Below are 15,703 nucleotides of genomic sequence, written 5' to 3'. Positions count from 1 at the left end.
AATATAAACATTGCACTAAGTAATGAAATAATATTCGCATCAAAAATTATAATATTGATGTATGACTATAATGAAAAGGCGAGAAAAATAGTAAGAGGTTTATTAAAAGCTATGCCTTATAATCTTGCCATACCATTAATGATTAGAGATAAAAAAGAGTTTTATAATATAAAATTAAAAGAAGTATTAGAATATCTTGAGGGGTATGATTTAGATTTAAAAGATTTAATAATAACATATATTTACAGCTATCCTATATATATATTTAAACAGCAGTATATTCTCAAACTTATAAACAAAAATACTGATTATGTAATAGATTTATTTCATGATAAAAAGTTCTTGAAAGCAGTTTCGCATAAAAGTTATGCCTTATCAGATTTTTTAGAAATGTTATACAGAAAAGATAAAGCCGCAGTAACAAATTACTCGGCACTATGCTATGTACTTCATTTAAAAAACAAAGATGTATTAAAATGTGCTTTAGAATTAATAGAAAAAGATGAGTACAATTCCAGACCTTATGTAGAAAGCAGTATACATGCCTACAGAGAAGATGTGCAGTTTCATTTAAAGAATATCATAAAAAGATGGAACTATAACAGAAAAAGTTTTAAATTTCAAACAATAGATGATGTAATACAATATATAGATGATTATTATGATGAGAATTATGAACATATTATTGATTTTATAGATAAGGCATTAATATCTGATGTAGTTTTGAGAAAGGATAAAAAAACAAAAGTACCTGTAATAGTCATGAAATATATACTTCTTGAATATATGCTTCTTGAAGAGCCGTATAGAATAAAGGATATCGATAAGATTGCTGATTTATTTGATATGCCTTCTTTTAGGGCTGCTCTTGAAAATGTATACAGATACTGGATAGATAATGGTGCTGATGAAAACAAAAAGAATATTATTATACCCTACTGTATTTATGCTGACTATAATCAAATAGTAAATTTATATGACAAAATAGAATACTGGCATGATAATTTCAAATCATCTCTAGCAGCATATATAATACCTGCAATAGCTATGAATGGTGAAAAATTTGCTCTTATGATAATAAATCATATTATATATATGTCAAAGAACAAAAAATTAAAAAATGCAGCTATAGAATCATTTAAAAAGGCTTCAGAATGTTTAAATATACCTATAGATAATTTATTTGATAAAGTACTTCCAAATTTAGGATTTAATACTGAAAGAAACAAAATTATTAATTACGGCAAACAAAGTTTTACACTTCAGCTTTTAAGTGACTCATATTTGGAAATAATAGATAACTCTAATCACAAAATAATAAAAGAACTTCCAGATGCTATAGAAGGAGATGATGAGGAGAGAGTAAAAAATGCAAAAATGGATTTAGTTAATATACGTAATTCATTAGAGGCTATAATTACATATCAGAAAGAAAAATTAAAAAAAGTTATGTTTAATGGAAGAAAATGGGACTATGAAACTTTTTTTGAAGTATTTGTAGAGAATCCCGTTATGCAGTATTTCACTCTTGCATTTATTTGGGGCGTATATGATGAGGATAATAATTTAATAGAATGCTTCAGATATATGGAGGACGGCTCTTTAATTTCTATAGATGAAGACTTATACGAACTGCCTAAAAATATAAAGTATTATATAACATTATATCACCCTATTGATAAAGATGAAGATTATCAAAAAATTTGGGCTTATCAATTAGAGCTGTATGAAATAAATCAGCCTGTAGAACAGATAAAATTAAAAAGATATTTTCTAAAAGAAGATGATATAGAAAATGATGCTATAGTTTGTTTAAAAAATAAACAGTTATCTTTTGAATATATGGAAAAATTATCAAAAGAACTAGATATGAAAGTAGAATATTTTGAAGAACATGTATCATATTATTTATTAGATGATGTGCTAAAAATAGCGGCAGAAATAAACTGCAGTCTCTATGATGAAGATATAGAAATTGATAATATAAAGTTTTACAAGCTAGAAGATCATAACAGATTCGGAGTTAATATATCTCCTTATAAAATATCTCATAGATTTATAAGCACATTGATATATTATTTATCTATTGGTTTTTATGGTTAATAATACATCTTTATCAGCAAACACATCTATAAGAACGGCTATCAAAAATGATTTAAGGCTCAACTATCAAACTAGATTATGGCTTGATGTTATATCTTCAAATGCTGCGGAATTAAAAGAAAAGATAGAAAAAGCAATGGAAGATAATCCATTTTTGGAGTATGATGTAAAGGATAAATACACTTCAAAATCATCTTCATCGGATATTGACTCAATAATAGAGAATACTGCTGCAAACGGAAAAGAAAGTTTATTTTCTCATTTAAAAAGTCAGATAGAAATAAGTTTTAAAAGTAAAAAAGAAATAGAACTTGCAGAACAAATATGCAGTTTTATAAATCATGACGGGTATTTAAAAAACACAAGTGAAGAGATGTCTAATATACTTAATGCTTCAGTTTCAGAAATAGAAAAAATAGTATCTGTAATAAAAACTTTTGATCCATACGGAGTAGCTGCAAAAGATATTAATGAATGTCTTTCCATACAATTAAAAATGAAAAAAAAGGAAGACTCAAAAGAAAATGAGTTGATATATGATACTGCTATCAATATAGTAGAAAATTATTTGGATAAACTTTCTAAAAAAGAATATGATTATATAGCCTCAAGTATAGGTGTGGAAAAAGATATTGTTATAAAAGCATTAAAACTCATACAAACATTAGAACCCTACCCCGCAAGGGAATATGATACTTCTGCTGTAAAATATATAATTCCAGAACTTTTTATACTAAAAGAAAATGGAATTTGGATTGTAAAAACAGATGAAACTTTTATACCCCCCTTGAAAATTAGCAAAAAATATATTAAACTATTAGATAGAGAGAAAAGTAAAGATAGTATAAACTTTTTGAAAGAAAAAAAGAAAGAAGCGGAAAGCCTCATAAATGCAGCAAATGAAAGAAAAAAATCTTTATTAAAAATAGGCGAAGCTCTGCTTAAATTTCAGCTCGATTTCTTTGAATACGGCAAAGAGTTTATAAAGCCATTAACTTTAAAAGATATGTCTTTAGAAGTTAATTTAAGTGAATCTACTGTAAGCAGAATAGCTAACGGCAAATATCTTAATACCGTATGGGGTACTTTTTCTATAAAATATTTTTTCTCTAGGGCTATAAATGGCGGGCTTGGCTCAAGAGGTGTAAAAGAAATTATTAAAAGAATTATAGAAAACTCTCAGGCTAAACTAAGCGATGAAAAAATTAGATTAATACTTAAAAGCGAAGGCATTGATATATCCAGAAGAACAATAGCCAAATACCGAAAAAGTATGAACATTTTTTCATCAAGAAATCGATAATACAAAGGAGATTTTATGCATCAAAATATTATTGGAAAGAACGTAAGAATTACTAAAAATGTCAGAGAACATATAGCAAATAAGATGCAAAATATCAAAATACATGCTGATAGAATAATAGACGCCAATATTATCTGTGATTATATGCATGGCGAATATACTGTACAAGGAACTATTGCTTTCGGTAAAAAAGTATTTCATGATAAAGAAAAAGAAAAAGATTTATATGTAGCTATAGATGCTATGTTTCAAAAAATAGAAAGAGAAATAAGAAAATCAAAAGAAAGAAACATAGATAAAAGCCAAAGAGCTGTTGTGGATAAAAGCATGCAAAATGATGAAGAAGATAATGCTTATTCTATAACTTCTGCAGGTATATATGAAAAACCATTAGATGAATTAGACGCTGTACTCCATTTTAAAAGCGATAAAAAACCATATATGGCTTATCTTCCTATTAAACAAGGTAATGACCTATACAGTATAAAAATAGGAAAATTTCCAGTATTTTTATTCAAAGATAATGACAAAGTATTAGAGGTATATTATAATGATGAATACTGGAATATAGATGAAGTAAATGTTACTCCAGATAACAATATAGATGCCAGTAAAAGCGAAAATTATCTTATTAAAGAATACAATGTCAGTGAAGCAGTTACATATCTGACAGAAAATACAGATAAAAAATTTGTTGTTTATATAAGCAGCATTACAGAACAGGCGGAAGCATTATACAAAGAATCTAACAATTCATTTGTATTAATAAGAATGTTCGATATTTAATTTTGACTAATAAAAACCATTTTGGAGGAAGTAATAATGAGTTTGATAGATTATATAAATAAAGAATCTATAATGATAGATGTACAAGAGACAGAGAAAGAGCGTCTTCTCTCTAAAATGGTTGAAAGGTTAGACGGTTGCGGTTTGCTTGTAAGTAAAGATGATGCTGAACATGCTATTATAGCAAGAGAACAACTAATGAGTACAGGAGTTGGTAATGGTATTGCTATACCGCATGCAAAAACTGATGCTGTAAAAAGCATAGTGCTTAGTGTGGCAACAATAAAAAATGGTATAAATTACAAATCTGTAGACAAGAAAAAGGTATTTGCTGTATTTATGCTGCTTGCCCCTAAAAATTCTGCTAGTGAAAATTTAAAAGTATTAACTGCAATAGCTAAGATATTAAGAGATAATCCGCATTTCTTAGAAAAACTTATCAATGCTGAAAAGCCTGATGAAATTATGGAACTTATTGCAAAAGAGGAAATGAAAATATAATGCCTAAAGTATCAATATCAAAATTTCTAGATCTTAATGAAAAAAGAAATAATTTTTTAAAAATAAGGCGTTTAACAGGTTTTGTTGGTATGGAAAATGAAATATTCAGCTGTGATATAAACAGACCTGGCATGGCATTATTTAAATACTTTAAAGACTTTGCATATGAGAGAATACAAATATTTGGTAAGGGTGAGGCTAATTATGTGCTTACTCTTAATGAAGAAAATAAAATAGACGTATTTGAAGAAATGCTTAGTTACAAAATTCCTATATGTATATTTACATATAACATAACGCCGCCTGAAATATTTTTAGAAATAGCCAAAAAGAATAATATCTGTGTTATTATTAGCGAATTAAAAACATATGATATGATAAGAGGAATAGAGACATTAATAGAAGAAGAGTTTGTAGAATCTTTTACTATTCATGGGGGGCTTGTAGAAGTTTTTGGAGTTGGAGTTTTAATACTTGGCAAAAGCGGGGTTGGTAAAAGTGAAGCTACTTTAGAATTAATATCAAAAGGGCACAGACTTATTTCTGATGATACTGTAGAGTTCAGAAAGCTAAGAGACGGGAGAATAATAGGTAAAACTAATGAGTTTATAAAACATAATATGGAAGTTAGAGGAATAGGTGTTGTTGATATAAGCCGATTATCTGGTATGAGTGCCATTAGAGATAAAAAAAGACTTGATTTAATAGTAGAACTTGAACATTGGAAAGATGATGAACAGTATGACAGAATGGGGCTTTTTGAAAAGACATACAATATGTTAAATACTGAAATACCATACATAAAACTACCAGTACGTTCTGGAAGAAACATATGTATTTTAATAGAAACTGCAGCAAAAAATTTCCGTCTTAAACAAATGGGTTATAATAGTGCTAAAGAATTAGACAAGGCATTAATCGCACAAATAGAAAAGAAAAAGGCTAATAATTCAAACAAATAATTTTAATTAATTATTTTGATTTTTATTTTCTGATTCTATTTTCAAATATAAAATATCATTATTATCACCTGTAACAGAGGTAAATCCATTAATTATAGCCATTTCTATAAATCTGTTTGGAGATGAATATTCTGCTTCTTCAGCACTAAGTACTTTTACTTCTTTCTCTAAATGCTCTATTTCTTTATCCAATGCAGAAATTTCTTTTAATATATCATTAGCCTTAACATTCCTAGCAAATGTGAATATGCTTATAATTATAACAAATATAACTATAACAATAAATACAGATCCTATAGAATATGTTTTCTTTTCTTGAGTATCTGATTGAGTTTTATTCTGCTGTTTATTCATTTACATATCTCCAATAAGATTATATTTTTTATTATCATATTTTTATTAATTGTACGGCTCTCATCTTAGCACTTCTGCTTGCAGGATTTGATTTTATTTCATCATTTGTCGGAAGTTTAACCTTATTATTTAATAATTTAAATATACCATCTTTATTTTTGTTTTTTCATTTTCCTTAAAAAATCTCTTTACTATTCTGTCTTCCAAAGAATGATAGCTTATTATCACAGCTACCCCATTATTTTTTAATATATTAGGTATATTTAATATAGATTTTTCTAATATATTAAGCTCATCATTAACCTCTATTCTTATAGCCTGAAAAACTAATGTTGCAGGGTGAATTTTACCGTATCTTTGAGATTTATCAGTATTATGAAATATAATACTTTCAAGTTCTTTTGATGTTTCTATTTTTCTTTTATTCCTTTCTTTTACTATTATTCTAGCCATTTTTCTAGCATTGTTAAGCTCTCCGTAATCTCTAAATACTCTTTCTAGTTCTTCTTCACTGTATCCGTTTATTACATCATAGGCACTCTTTTCATTGATACCAAGCCTCATGTCAAGCATTGTATTATCTTTAAAAGAAAAACCTCTCTCTGCTTTTTTAAAATGAAATAAAGATACTCCTAAATCATATAGCATAAAATCAACATTTCCTATTATTTTTTCATCAAGGTATTCTATCATCTTATCATAAGTATTATTATAATAATGAAAATTAGAATAATCTTTCAAACGTCTTTTAGCTATATCAAGTATTATACCGTCTCTTTCAAAACTATGTACTTCAAGATTTAAATCAAGCATAGCTTTGGTATGACCGCCCTCACCTAATGTAGCATCTATGGCTATTTTGGCATTTTCTGGAATATAACTTAATACCTCTTTGAGCATAACAGGTGTATGCACTATATTTAATTCAATATTGTTATCCATTACTAATATTATCGGAACAAATATTATTAAAATAATTTACTTTTATAAAATATAAAAACAATATACTGCTATATAATCATAATTTATTATATCAGGCTCATTTCAAAATTAAATCTATTAATATTTATAGTATTTTTCATTATATTTTTGGATTTAACTCACATGTAAATACACTCTTATTTTATAGTGTATTAAACTACAAAAGTGCAAGGAAATGACTATTTTTATTTATTTTATGAAAATGATGAAAAAACATATGCTTTTATAATATAAGATTAAATAAGTTTTAGATATAACATTTTCAACTACTTTTAAAACAAATCTATTGACTTTTTTATATATTAAATTATCATTTAAATAAAATATTTAATAAAAGGATTTATATTATGGGAAAACTAGGAAGAGTTTTATGGTTAATATTTGGTATTTTATTAATAATATCAGGTGTAGCCACAATGTTTAATCCAATAGAAACAGTATTAATACTTGCCTACATTATAGGTTTTTTAACAATATTCTCTGGAATAAGCTCAATATTTTATTTCTTTGGCTTGAAACATAAATCAGGTTCTACTTTGATTTTACTTGACGGTATAATATCTGCTTTATGCGGTATTATAATCATTTCTAATCTGCAAATAAGCGGTGCTTTTGTGCCTTATATAGCAGCTTTTTTTGTAATAGTAAGAGGAGTTGTTGCAATATCATCTTCAATTGAATTAAAAAAAGAGGGATATAATCAATGGGGACTTTCTATGATAAGCGGAATACTTACACTGCTTGCTGGTATTATATTAACTTTTAATCCGCTGCTTGGTGCTGTATATGTAAGTGTTGTTCTTGGATTATCTTTAATACTTTACGGTATAATAACATTGCAGTTATGGTTTGCTTATGGTAAGTTCTTTAAAATATAAAAATATATTGATTTTATTACTCATTCTGTTAAAATATACGTTAATTTAATTGTTGGGAGCAATATCTATGTTTCAGAAGAATATAAACAGCACATTGTGTTTCTGTAAAAATATAAAATATAAAGAAGTAATAAATGCAATAAAGGAAAAAGAACTTACAACTCTTGAAGAAGTTATGCATTGCACAAAGGCTGGAATTACCTGCTGGAGCTGCCGAGGAGATATAAAAGATTTACTAGCAGAATATAAAGAAACTGGTGATATAAAAATTGATGAATAATGATAAGTTTATATGTCAATGCAAAGAGCTGTCATTAGACGAGATAGAATCACTCAAAAAAGAATATGGTATTGACACTTTAAAAGAAGTAGTAAAGAAAACAAAGGCTGGAACTGCCTGCGGAGGATGCAGAAATAAATTAAAAGAGATTTTTAAAGATAGACTTAAATAAATTTAATTATCAATAAAATATAAAAGGAATAGAAAATTAATTATTCTCTATTCCTTTTATATTATCATTTTTTATACTTTATTATTTTAGAGCTTCATATATAGCCTTAGCATTAAGTCCATATTTATTCATAAGCTCATCAACAGTTCCAGATTCGCCGAATGTATCTTTAATACCAAGCCTTATTAATCTGCTAGGGTATTCATCAGTTAAAACTTCAGATATAGCTGAACCAAGCCCCCCTATTATAGAATGTTCTTCAACACTAATTAATTTACTGTGCTTTTTAGCCATATCAACAACTAATTCTCTGTCTATAGGTTTTATAGTATGTATATTAACAACAGTTACAGATACTCCGTCTTTTTCAGCCATTTGAGCAGCTTCTAATGCCTCTGGCACAACAATACCTGAAGCAAATATACATATATCTTTACCTTCTTTTAATATATTAGCCTTACCAATTTTAAAAGGAGTGTTTTCATTTGTAATTATATTTGTAGCAGGTCTTGCCATTCTTAAATAACAAGGTCCGTCAAACTCAGCTGCAGCAAATACAGCTTTTTCAGCCTCTAAAGCATCACAAGGCACTATTACAGTCATATTTGGTATAGAACGCATAATTGATACATCTTCTATAGCCTGATGGCTCGCCCCATCCTCTCCTACAGATATACCCGCATGAGTAACTGCTACTTTAACATTAAGTTTAGGATAACAAATAGAGTTTCTAATAATTTCAAAAGCACGCCCAGCACCAAACATAGCAAATGTAGAAGCAAAAGGTATTTTACCATCTATAGCAAGTCCAGCAGCAGCTCCCATAATATTTTGTTCTGCTATTCCCATATTAAAAAATCTTTCTGGAAAAGCAGATTTAAAAATCTTTGTCATAGTAGAACCTGATAAATCTCCGTCTAAAACTACAACATTTTTATTTATTTCTCCAAGGCGTTTTAAAGCCTCACCATAAGCATTTCTTATTGCCTTTTTTTCCATAATATTAATTCCTTAAATATTTATTATTTAATTAATCAAGTTTATTTAATTCTTCCATAGCTCTTTCATATTCTTCTTTATTAGGAGCTTTACCATGCCAGCCTGCAGCATTTTCCATAAATGAAACTCCTTTTCCTTTAATAGTTTTAGCTATTACACATTTTGGCTTACCTAATACTTTTTTATTAAATATCTCTTCAAGTTCTGCCTCATTATGTCCGTCAGCTATAAATGTTTCAAAACCGAATGCTTTCATTTTTGCTTCTAAATCACCCAAACTCATAACATCATCATTTTTACCATCTATTTGAAGTCCGTTGTTATCTATTATTAATGTATAATTATCAAGTTTATAATTAGAAGCAGCCATTGCTGATTCCCAAAAACTTCCTTCCTGTGCCTCTCCGTCACCTGCTATAGCAAATATTTTACCATTTTTTTTATCTAATTTATATCCCAAAGCAATACCAACTGCAATACAAACTCCTTGACCTAAAGAACCTGTAGAAGCTTCAACACCTGGTAAATGTTTTTTATCTGGATGTCCCTGAAGTCTTGAGCCTAATTTTCTGTAAGTTAAAAGCTCATCTGTAGAAAAATATCCTCTATGTGCTAATGTAGAATAAAGTACAGCTGAAGCATGACCTTTAGACATTATAAGTATATCTCTTCCGTCCATTGTAGGATTTTTAGGGTCTATGTTCATAATCTTAAAATATAGAGTATGCATTATCTCTACCAATGACAATGAGCCACCTATATGACCAGAATTGGCATTATAAACCATACTTACTATATCTTTTCTTATCTGAGTATTTAATGAAGACATAATAATTCCTTATAAAATAAAATTATATTACATGATATAATAAAATTTTATTATTGTCAAATAAAGTACTTTTATAATAATTTATTAATAACTATCAGTTAATTTTTTATATATTATAATTTATTATTCAGCATAGCATTAATACTATTTAATTTTTTTTACTCACACTTCTAACCCTTATATTATTATAATACTTTTTTCTTTTATTTTTTATATGCTTAATATAATACTGTTTAAGAAGCCTGTTATTTTCTGCAAATAAAACTTTAATTTTTTTATTTACACTTTTTATATAATGTTCAATACTTAAAGCCGTATTAACACTATCAACTACCCAAGCCGATAAAAATTTTAATGGCTTATGACTTCTTGTATAATTAGCACCTTTACCATTTTTATGTTTTGTAAATCTGTTAATAAGATCATTTGTAATTCCTGTATAATAACAGTTATCCTCGCAAAGTATTATATAAACATACCAATAATTATTATTTTCTTTCATTTATTATATCGCTTATAATAGTATCAACATCTATATATATATCATTATTATATTTATTAAAAATATTGCATACATTATTATAATCTTCTATTGTATCAACTGTAGTTCTTAACTCAGGCATAGCAAAACTTTCAATTACTTTTGGATTTTCTATTTTAAACTTATCAGCATATCTGTAATGGTACTGTGTAATATGTTCATGTTCGAAAATATCTCTAGAATTATCATCAGCATATTTTAATGCTTCATAATTAATAACTTCAACTCCACTGCCGTAAGGAAGTAAATCATAATGGCTTAAATCTGCATTTTTATCAATATGATAATCAACAATCATATCCAATGCCTTTATGCTCACTAAAGGATTATCGCCTGTAGCACGCACAACTATATCGGCATTAAACTTTTCTGCAGCTTTAGTATATCTATTTAAAACATCTTCTTCGCTTCCTACAAAATAACTGCATTTAAGTTTATCAAATATATTTTTAAAACTATCATAAGATTTTTCTTCTGTAGCTACAACTACATCATTAGCTTTTTTTGAACTTCTCAATCTCTTTATAATAAGCTCAAGCATACTATCGCAGCCAGCCATGGGTTTCAATGCTTTTTTTGGAAGTCTTGTAGAACCAAGCCTTGAAGCAAGTATAATAACTATCTTTTTCATTTTATTTTTTACTCCTAATTAATACAGAATAATAAAAATAGAGATATATTAGATTTGTTTCAAAACTAAATTTATTTATGATTGTGGGGACTAGCCCCCACACCCCCACTTCTTTTGTTGACACAAAGAAGCAAAAAGACTGCATATTTACATATTAAAATGATAAAATATACAACATGTAAAACATTATGTTTATAATTTTAAAATTAAATAATTTTATACTTAATCTTGTAAAGTAGTTTTGAAATAAGTCTATTATATATTTTTAACTAAAGCATTAATTTTTATTACGCTAGCCCATAACTCTTCAACTTTACTCAAATCAAATATCGTTCCAGAATCAGAAGGGCTTTTATCAGGATTAGGATGTACTTCCATAAACACAGCATCCACTCCTAAAGCAACAGCAGCTTTTAAAAGTGCAGGTATAAACTCTCTAGCCCCTCCAGACTGTCCGTTATTGGCAGAAGGCATTTGCAAAGAATGTGTGGCATCATACATAACAGGTGCATAATTTTTCATTATCTCTAAGTTTTTCATATCTACTATAAGATTGCCGTATCCGAACATAGTACCCCTTTCACATAAAAAAAACCTTTTTTCATCAATGGCGTCAGAACATTTATCAGCTATATATTTGCAGTCATAACCGCTTATAAACTGACCTTTTTTTACATTAACAGCCTTTTTAGTTTCGCATGCAGCTCTAAGCATATCTGTTTGTCTGCATAAAAAAGCTGGAATCTGCAAAAAATCTACATATTTAGCAGCTACTTCTGCATCTGAAGGCACATGTATATCAGTTATAGTTGGAAGGTTAAATTCCTTTCCTGCATTTTGAAGTATTTGAAGCCCATCTTTCATTCCAAGCCCTCTAAAAGATGATAAAGAAGTTCTATTTGCTTTATCAAAACTTCCCTTTAATACTAATTGTATATTTAATTTATCTTTTATCTCTTTTAACTTTTTTGCTATAGTCATAGTCATCTCTTCGCTTTCTATAACGCATGGACCTGCTACAAATATTAAATCTTTATTTTTATTGGTTATACCTTTATAATCAAAAATCATCATTATATCCTTATAAAAAATCTTATATATATGATACAATATTCATTCTTAAAGTCAATTAAATATATAAGCTGATTATTATATATAGTATTAAATAATTTTTTATGAAAACAATATTTACTTAATTCAAAAAATAGTATATAATCGGACTAAATATTATATTGGGAGATTATTATGATTAAATTAATAGAAATGAAATATAATTTAGAAAATATAGATTTTTATAAAAAGTTATATAATGATGCTTTTCCTAAAGAAGAAAGATGGTCTTTCGATATGATTTTAGAAAATAAAGATAATAATAATTATAAACTATATGCTGTATTAGATGATAATACTCCTATTGGGCTTACTGTTATTTGGAATTTAGATGATTTTAATTTTGGAGAATATTTAGCTATAGATAAAAAACTAAGAGGAAAAAAATACGGCTCTGAAGTTTTAACAAAAATACTTGATATGCTTAAGGATAAATTAATAGTCATAGAAGTAGAGCCTTATGAATTGAACGAAATAGCAAAAAAACGTATAGATTGGTATAAAAGATTTGGTTTTATATTAGCAGACTATGAATATGATATGCCTTCTTTAGATGAAAATAATAAAATATCATCTATAAAAATGAAAATAATGACAAGCAGAGAATTAAAAAACAAAGAAGAACATGATAATATCACAAAAACATTATACAATGCTATTTACAAACCTAGATTAGATGAAATTGATAAATGGAAATAGCGTTAATCAAAGTAATCATAGTATAAAGCTATTGATTTACAGTAATATTTATACTATCATGTTAGTGTATACTAAAGCTATTATATTTTGCTAATTATTATTAATGCTATATATCTAATAAAAGCTAAAAATATTTATTGGCAAAATAAAAATGTTTTGATATACAATAATATTTTAAGGTCTTATTATGAATAATAAATACACCCAAAAAATCAAAGAAATAATAAATGAAATGACATTAGAAGAAAAGGTTTCGCTTTTAAGCGGTAAAGATTTTTGGTCAACGAAACCTATACACAGACTGCATATAGATTCTCTATATCTCACAGACGGTCCTCATGGAGTAAGAAAGCAAAGTACAGAAGCCGATGAATTAAGCCTGCAGAAATCTGAAGCATCAACATGTTTTCCTACCGCCTGCTGCAGTGCATGTTCTTTTGACCCTAATATAATGTATGAAATGGGTGAAGCTATATCTAGAGAGGCTAAAGCCAATAATGTATCTGTGGTATTAGGTCCTGGTATAAATATAAAACGCTCCCCTCTTTGCGGACGTAATTTTGAATATTTTTCTGAAGACCCGTATCTTGCTGGTAAAATGGCATCAGGCTGGATAAGCGGTTTGGAAGATAACGGTATACAGTCTAGTTTAAAACATTTTGCTGCAAACAATCAGGAAACTTTAAGACTGGTAATAGATAGTGTTGTTGATGAAAGAGCTTTAAGAGAAATATATTTATATGCCTTTGAAATAGCTGTAAAAGAATCAAAACCTTCTACTGTTATGTGTTCATACAATAGTGTTAATGGAACATTTGCTTCTGAAAATAAATATTTATTAACGGATATATTAAGAGATGAATGGGGATTTGATGGAATTGTTGTTTCAGATTGGGGAGCTGTTAATGACAGAGTAAAAGCTTTAAAAGCAGGTCTTGATTTGCAAATGCCTTCTACAAACGGATATGATGATAAAAAAGTTTATGAGGCTATCAAAGAAAATAAATTAGATGAAAAAATATTAAATAAAGCCGTAGAAAGACTTTTATATTTTACTCTTTATTCTATGGATAATATATATAATAATTTCACATACAATAAAGAAGAAAATCATAATACTGCAAGAAAAATTGCAGAAAACTCAATAGTATTATTAAAAAATGAAGATAAAATACTTCCTGCAAAAAAAGAAAGCAAAATAGCAGTTATTGGAGAGTTTGCACAAAAACCTAGGTATCAGGGAAATGGAAGCTCTCTTATAAATGCATACAAAATAGATACTGCAGAAGAATATTTTAAAGAAAATAATTTAGAGTTCAACTATGCTAAAGGTTATAACTCCGACTCTCCAGAAATAGATAATGCCTTAATAGAAGAAGCGGTAAATATATCAAAAGACAAAGATTTGGTAATAATATTTGCAGGACTTATAAACTCTTATGAATCTGAAGGTTTTGACAGAAAACATCTCAATCTTCCAGAAAATCATAATTACTTAATAGAAGAAATATCAAAAGTAAATAAAAATATAGTTGTAGTTCTTTCAATAGGTGCTCCTGTTTTAATGCCTTGGGTAAATAAAGTAAAAGGGATAGTTAATTTATATTTGGCTGGAGAAGCTGCTGTAAGTGCTGCTTTTAATATTATATTTGGAATTGTTAATCCAAGCGGAAAATTAGCAGAAACTTTTCCATTAAGTTTGGAAGATAATCCAAGCTATAAATACTTTCCAGGTGGAAATAAAGCTGTAGAATATAGAGAATCCATTTTTGTGGGATACAGATATTATGATAAAACAGAAAAAGAAGTTCTATTCCCATTTGGATACGGGCTTTCATATACTACTTTTAAATTTTCAAATTTAATAGTCTCAGATGCAAATACAATTGCAGGCTTGGATAATATACATGTAGTATTTGATGTAAAAAATACTGGAGATGTATTCGGATGCGAAGTAGCTCAGTTGTATGTATCTGCCCCAGAAAATAATATATTTAAAGCAAAAAGAGAATTAAAAGGTTTTATAAAAGTATTTTTAGAGCCTAATGAAACAAAAACTGTAATATTAAAATTAAACAAAAGAAGTTTTTCATTCTATAATACTGAAACCAAAAAATATGAAATAGAAAGCGGTATTTATACAATATCCGTAGGTAACTCTTCAAGAAATTTACCATTAAATAAAAATATAGAAATCAATGCCAAAAGCTACTATAAAAAGATGATACCAAGCTATTTTAATTTTAAAGATATCAATATACCAGATGAAGACTTTGAAGAATTAATGGAAAGAAAATTAAAGCCAATTAATATAAAAGCAGTAAAACCTTACAATATCAATAATAATCTTTTAGACTTGATGCATGAACAAATTGCAAAAGATTTTTATAATAAACTACTATCAGGTCTTAATAATATGTTTAAAGATGATAAAACTGACACAAAAAAGATGTTTGAAAGCATGATATTAGAAACGCCTCTTCGTTCATTAGTAACTATGAGCGGCGGTCTTATTAATAGAAATGATATAGAGACACTTCTAAATACTTTAAATAGTTAATTTTATTGACACAA

Annotated in this window: 16 protein-coding genes and 1 pseudogene; 10 read left to right on the top strand and 7 right to left on the bottom strand. The window is 27.6% G+C overall.

Translation table 11 applies throughout. The annotated features are described in order from the left end of the window. From KQ44_RS02855 to hprK, 5 genes are all read left to right on the top strand, one after another. The coding region (locus KQ44_RS02855; protein WP_143277868.1) for a DUF4132 domain-containing protein at window positions 1-2,103 on the top strand (2,103 nt) is incomplete at its 5' end. Then, a complete protein-coding gene (gene rpoN, locus KQ44_RS02850) occupies window positions 2,096-3,406 on the top strand; it encodes an RNA polymerase factor sigma-54 (protein ID WP_096736160.1) in 1,311 nt (436 codons plus the stop codon). The genes KQ44_RS02855 and rpoN, both read left to right, overlap by 8 nt. Window positions 3,407-3,421: 15 nt before the next feature. Next, window positions 3,422-4,192: a ribosome-associated translation inhibitor RaiA gene (gene raiA / locus KQ44_RS02845; protein WP_096736159.1), complete on the top strand. Its 771-nt coding sequence runs from the start codon at window positions 3,422-3,424 to the stop codon at window positions 4,190-4,192. Window positions 4,193-4,228: 36 nt separating this feature from the next. Further along, the gene (locus tag KQ44_RS02840; RefSeq protein WP_096736158.1) at window positions 4,229-4,693 is read left to right on the top strand and encodes a PTS sugar transporter subunit IIA; all 465 of its coding nucleotides are present in this window, start codon (window positions 4,229-4,231) and stop codon (window positions 4,691-4,693) included. Further along, on the top strand, window positions 4,693-5,655 hold the full coding sequence (gene hprK / locus KQ44_RS02835; protein ID WP_096736157.1) for an HPr(Ser) kinase/phosphatase: 963 nt from the start codon (window positions 4,693-4,695) through the stop codon (window positions 5,653-5,655). The genes KQ44_RS02840 and hprK overlap by 1 nt, the downstream gene beginning before the upstream one ends. Window positions 5,656-5,661: 6 nt before the next feature. Here the strand turns inward: hprK and KQ44_RS02830 are convergent, their stop codons facing one another. Then, entirely contained in the window at window positions 5,662-6,009 is a 348-nt protein-coding gene (locus tag KQ44_RS02830; RefSeq protein ID WP_096736156.1) for a septation ring formation regulator EzrA, read from the bottom strand. A 34-nt stretch (window positions 6,010-6,043) separates the two neighbouring features. Then, a pseudogene (gene rsmH / locus KQ44_RS02825) lies at window positions 6,044-6,951 on the bottom strand (16S rRNA (cytosine(1402)-N(4))-methyltransferase RsmH). Window positions 6,952-7,337: 386 nt separating this feature from the next. On the opposite strand from rsmH, the gene KQ44_RS02820 reads away from it, so the two are divergent. The 3 genes from KQ44_RS02820 to KQ44_RS02810 all read left to right on the top strand — a co-directional run bounded on the left by KQ44_RS02820 (window position 7,338) and on the right by KQ44_RS02810 (window position 8,320). Continuing rightward, window positions 7,338-7,868: a DUF308 domain-containing protein gene (locus KQ44_RS02820; protein WP_096736155.1), complete on the top strand. Its 531-nt coding sequence runs from the start codon at window positions 7,338-7,340 to the stop codon at window positions 7,866-7,868. Between the two features lie 67 nt (window positions 7,869-7,935). Next, window positions 7,936-8,148 carry a (2Fe-2S)-binding protein gene (locus KQ44_RS02815; protein WP_096736154.1) on the top strand — a complete coding sequence of 71 codons (213 nt, stop codon included), beginning with the start codon at window positions 7,936-7,938 and terminating at the stop codon, window positions 8,146-8,148. Further along, entirely contained in the window at window positions 8,141-8,320 is a 180-nt protein-coding gene (locus KQ44_RS02810; RefSeq protein WP_096736153.1) for a (2Fe-2S)-binding protein, read from the top strand. The genes KQ44_RS02815 and KQ44_RS02810 overlap by 8 nt, the downstream gene beginning before the upstream one ends. A gap of 81 nt (window positions 8,321-8,401) precedes the next feature. On the opposite strand, the gene KQ44_RS02805 is transcribed toward KQ44_RS02810, so the two are convergent. The 5 genes from KQ44_RS02805 to kdsA form a co-directional block, all read right to left on the bottom strand. Next, entirely contained in the window at window positions 8,402-9,319 is a 918-nt protein-coding gene (locus KQ44_RS02805; RefSeq protein ID WP_096736152.1) for a transketolase family protein, read from the bottom strand. A 31-nt stretch (window positions 9,320-9,350) separates the two neighbouring features. Continuing rightward, window positions 9,351-10,148, bottom strand: coding sequence for a transketolase (locus KQ44_RS02800; RefSeq protein WP_096736151.1), 798 nt, complete (start codon window positions 10,146-10,148; stop codon window positions 9,351-9,353). A 148-nt stretch (window positions 10,149-10,296) separates the two neighbouring features. Further along, window positions 10,297-10,650: a GIY-YIG nuclease family protein gene (locus KQ44_RS02795; RefSeq protein ID WP_096736150.1), complete on the bottom strand. Its 354-nt coding sequence runs from the start codon at window positions 10,648-10,650 to the stop codon at window positions 10,297-10,299. Next, window positions 10,637-11,320 carry a spore coat protein gene (locus KQ44_RS02790; protein ID WP_096736149.1) on the bottom strand — a complete coding sequence of 228 codons (684 nt, stop codon included), beginning with the start codon at window positions 11,318-11,320 and terminating at the stop codon, window positions 10,637-10,639. The genes KQ44_RS02795 and KQ44_RS02790 overlap by 14 nt, the downstream gene beginning before the upstream one ends. 255 nt (window positions 11,321-11,575) lie before the next feature. Then, window positions 11,576-12,391, bottom strand: coding sequence for a 3-deoxy-8-phosphooctulonate synthase (gene kdsA, locus KQ44_RS02785; RefSeq protein WP_096736148.1), 816 nt, complete (start codon window positions 12,389-12,391; stop codon window positions 11,576-11,578). A gap of 174 nt (window positions 12,392-12,565) precedes the next feature. On the opposite strand from kdsA, the gene KQ44_RS02780 reads away from it, so the two are divergent. Next, window positions 12,566-13,129 carry a GNAT family N-acetyltransferase gene (locus KQ44_RS02780; protein ID WP_096736147.1) on the top strand — a complete coding sequence of 188 codons (564 nt, stop codon included), beginning with the start codon at window positions 12,566-12,568 and terminating at the stop codon, window positions 13,127-13,129. Window positions 13,130-13,316: 187 nt separating this feature from the next. Next, on the top strand, window positions 13,317-15,689 hold the full coding sequence (locus KQ44_RS02775) for a glycoside hydrolase family 3 C-terminal domain-containing protein (RefSeq protein ID WP_240516441.1): 2,373 nt from the start codon (window positions 13,317-13,319) through the stop codon (window positions 15,687-15,689). Window positions 15,690-15,703: the final 14 nt, after the last annotated feature.

Origin of the sequence: Brachyspira sp. G79 (assembly GCF_002379365.1) — a bacterium.
GTDB lineage: Bacteria > Spirochaetota > Brachyspiria > Brachyspirales > Brachyspiraceae > Brachyspira.
This window is presented reverse-complemented; position numbering and strand designations above follow the sequence as displayed.

Coding starts and splice junctions, on each gene's coding strand:
- rpoN (WP_096736160.1), top strand. CDS start 2,096: ATGGTTAATAATACATCTTTATCAGCAAACACATCTATAAGAACGGCT.
- raiA (WP_096736159.1), top strand. CDS start 3,422: ATGCATCAAAATATTATTGGAAAGAACGTAAGAATTACTAAAAATGTC.
- KQ44_RS02840 (WP_096736158.1), top strand. CDS start 4,229: ATGAGTTTGATAGATTATATAAATAAAGAATCTATAATGATAGATGTA.
- hprK (WP_096736157.1), top strand. CDS start 4,693: ATGCCTAAAGTATCAATATCAAAATTTCTAGATCTTAATGAAAAAAGA.
- KQ44_RS02830 (WP_096736156.1), bottom strand. CDS start 6,009: ATGAATAAACAGCAGAATAAAACTCAATCAGATACTCAAGAAAAGAAA.
- KQ44_RS02820 (WP_096736155.1), top strand. CDS start 7,338: ATGGGAAAACTAGGAAGAGTTTTATGGTTAATATTTGGTATTTTATTA.
- KQ44_RS02815 (WP_096736154.1), top strand. CDS start 7,936: ATGTTTCAGAAGAATATAAACAGCACATTGTGTTTCTGTAAAAATATA.
- KQ44_RS02810 (WP_096736153.1), top strand. CDS start 8,141: ATGAATAATGATAAGTTTATATGTCAATGCAAAGAGCTGTCATTAGAC.
- KQ44_RS02805 (WP_096736152.1), bottom strand. CDS start 9,319: ATGGAAAAAAAGGCAATAAGAAATGCTTATGGTGAGGCTTTAAAACGC.
- KQ44_RS02800 (WP_096736151.1), bottom strand. CDS start 10,148: ATGTCTTCATTAAATACTCAGATAAGAAAAGATATAGTAAGTATGGTT.
- KQ44_RS02795 (WP_096736150.1), bottom strand. CDS start 10,650: ATGAAAGAAAATAATAATTATTGGTATGTTTATATAATACTTTGCGAG.
- KQ44_RS02790 (WP_096736149.1), bottom strand. CDS start 11,320: ATGAAAAAGATAGTTATTATACTTGCTTCAAGGCTTGGTTCTACAAGA.
- kdsA (WP_096736148.1), bottom strand. CDS start 12,391: ATGATTTTTGATTATAAAGGTATAACCAATAAAAATAAAGATTTAATA.
- KQ44_RS02780 (WP_096736147.1), top strand. CDS start 12,566: ATGATTAAATTAATAGAAATGAAATATAATTTAGAAAATATAGATTTT.
- KQ44_RS02775 (WP_240516441.1), top strand. CDS start 13,317: ATGAATAATAAATACACCCAAAAAATCAAAGAAATAATAAATGAAATG.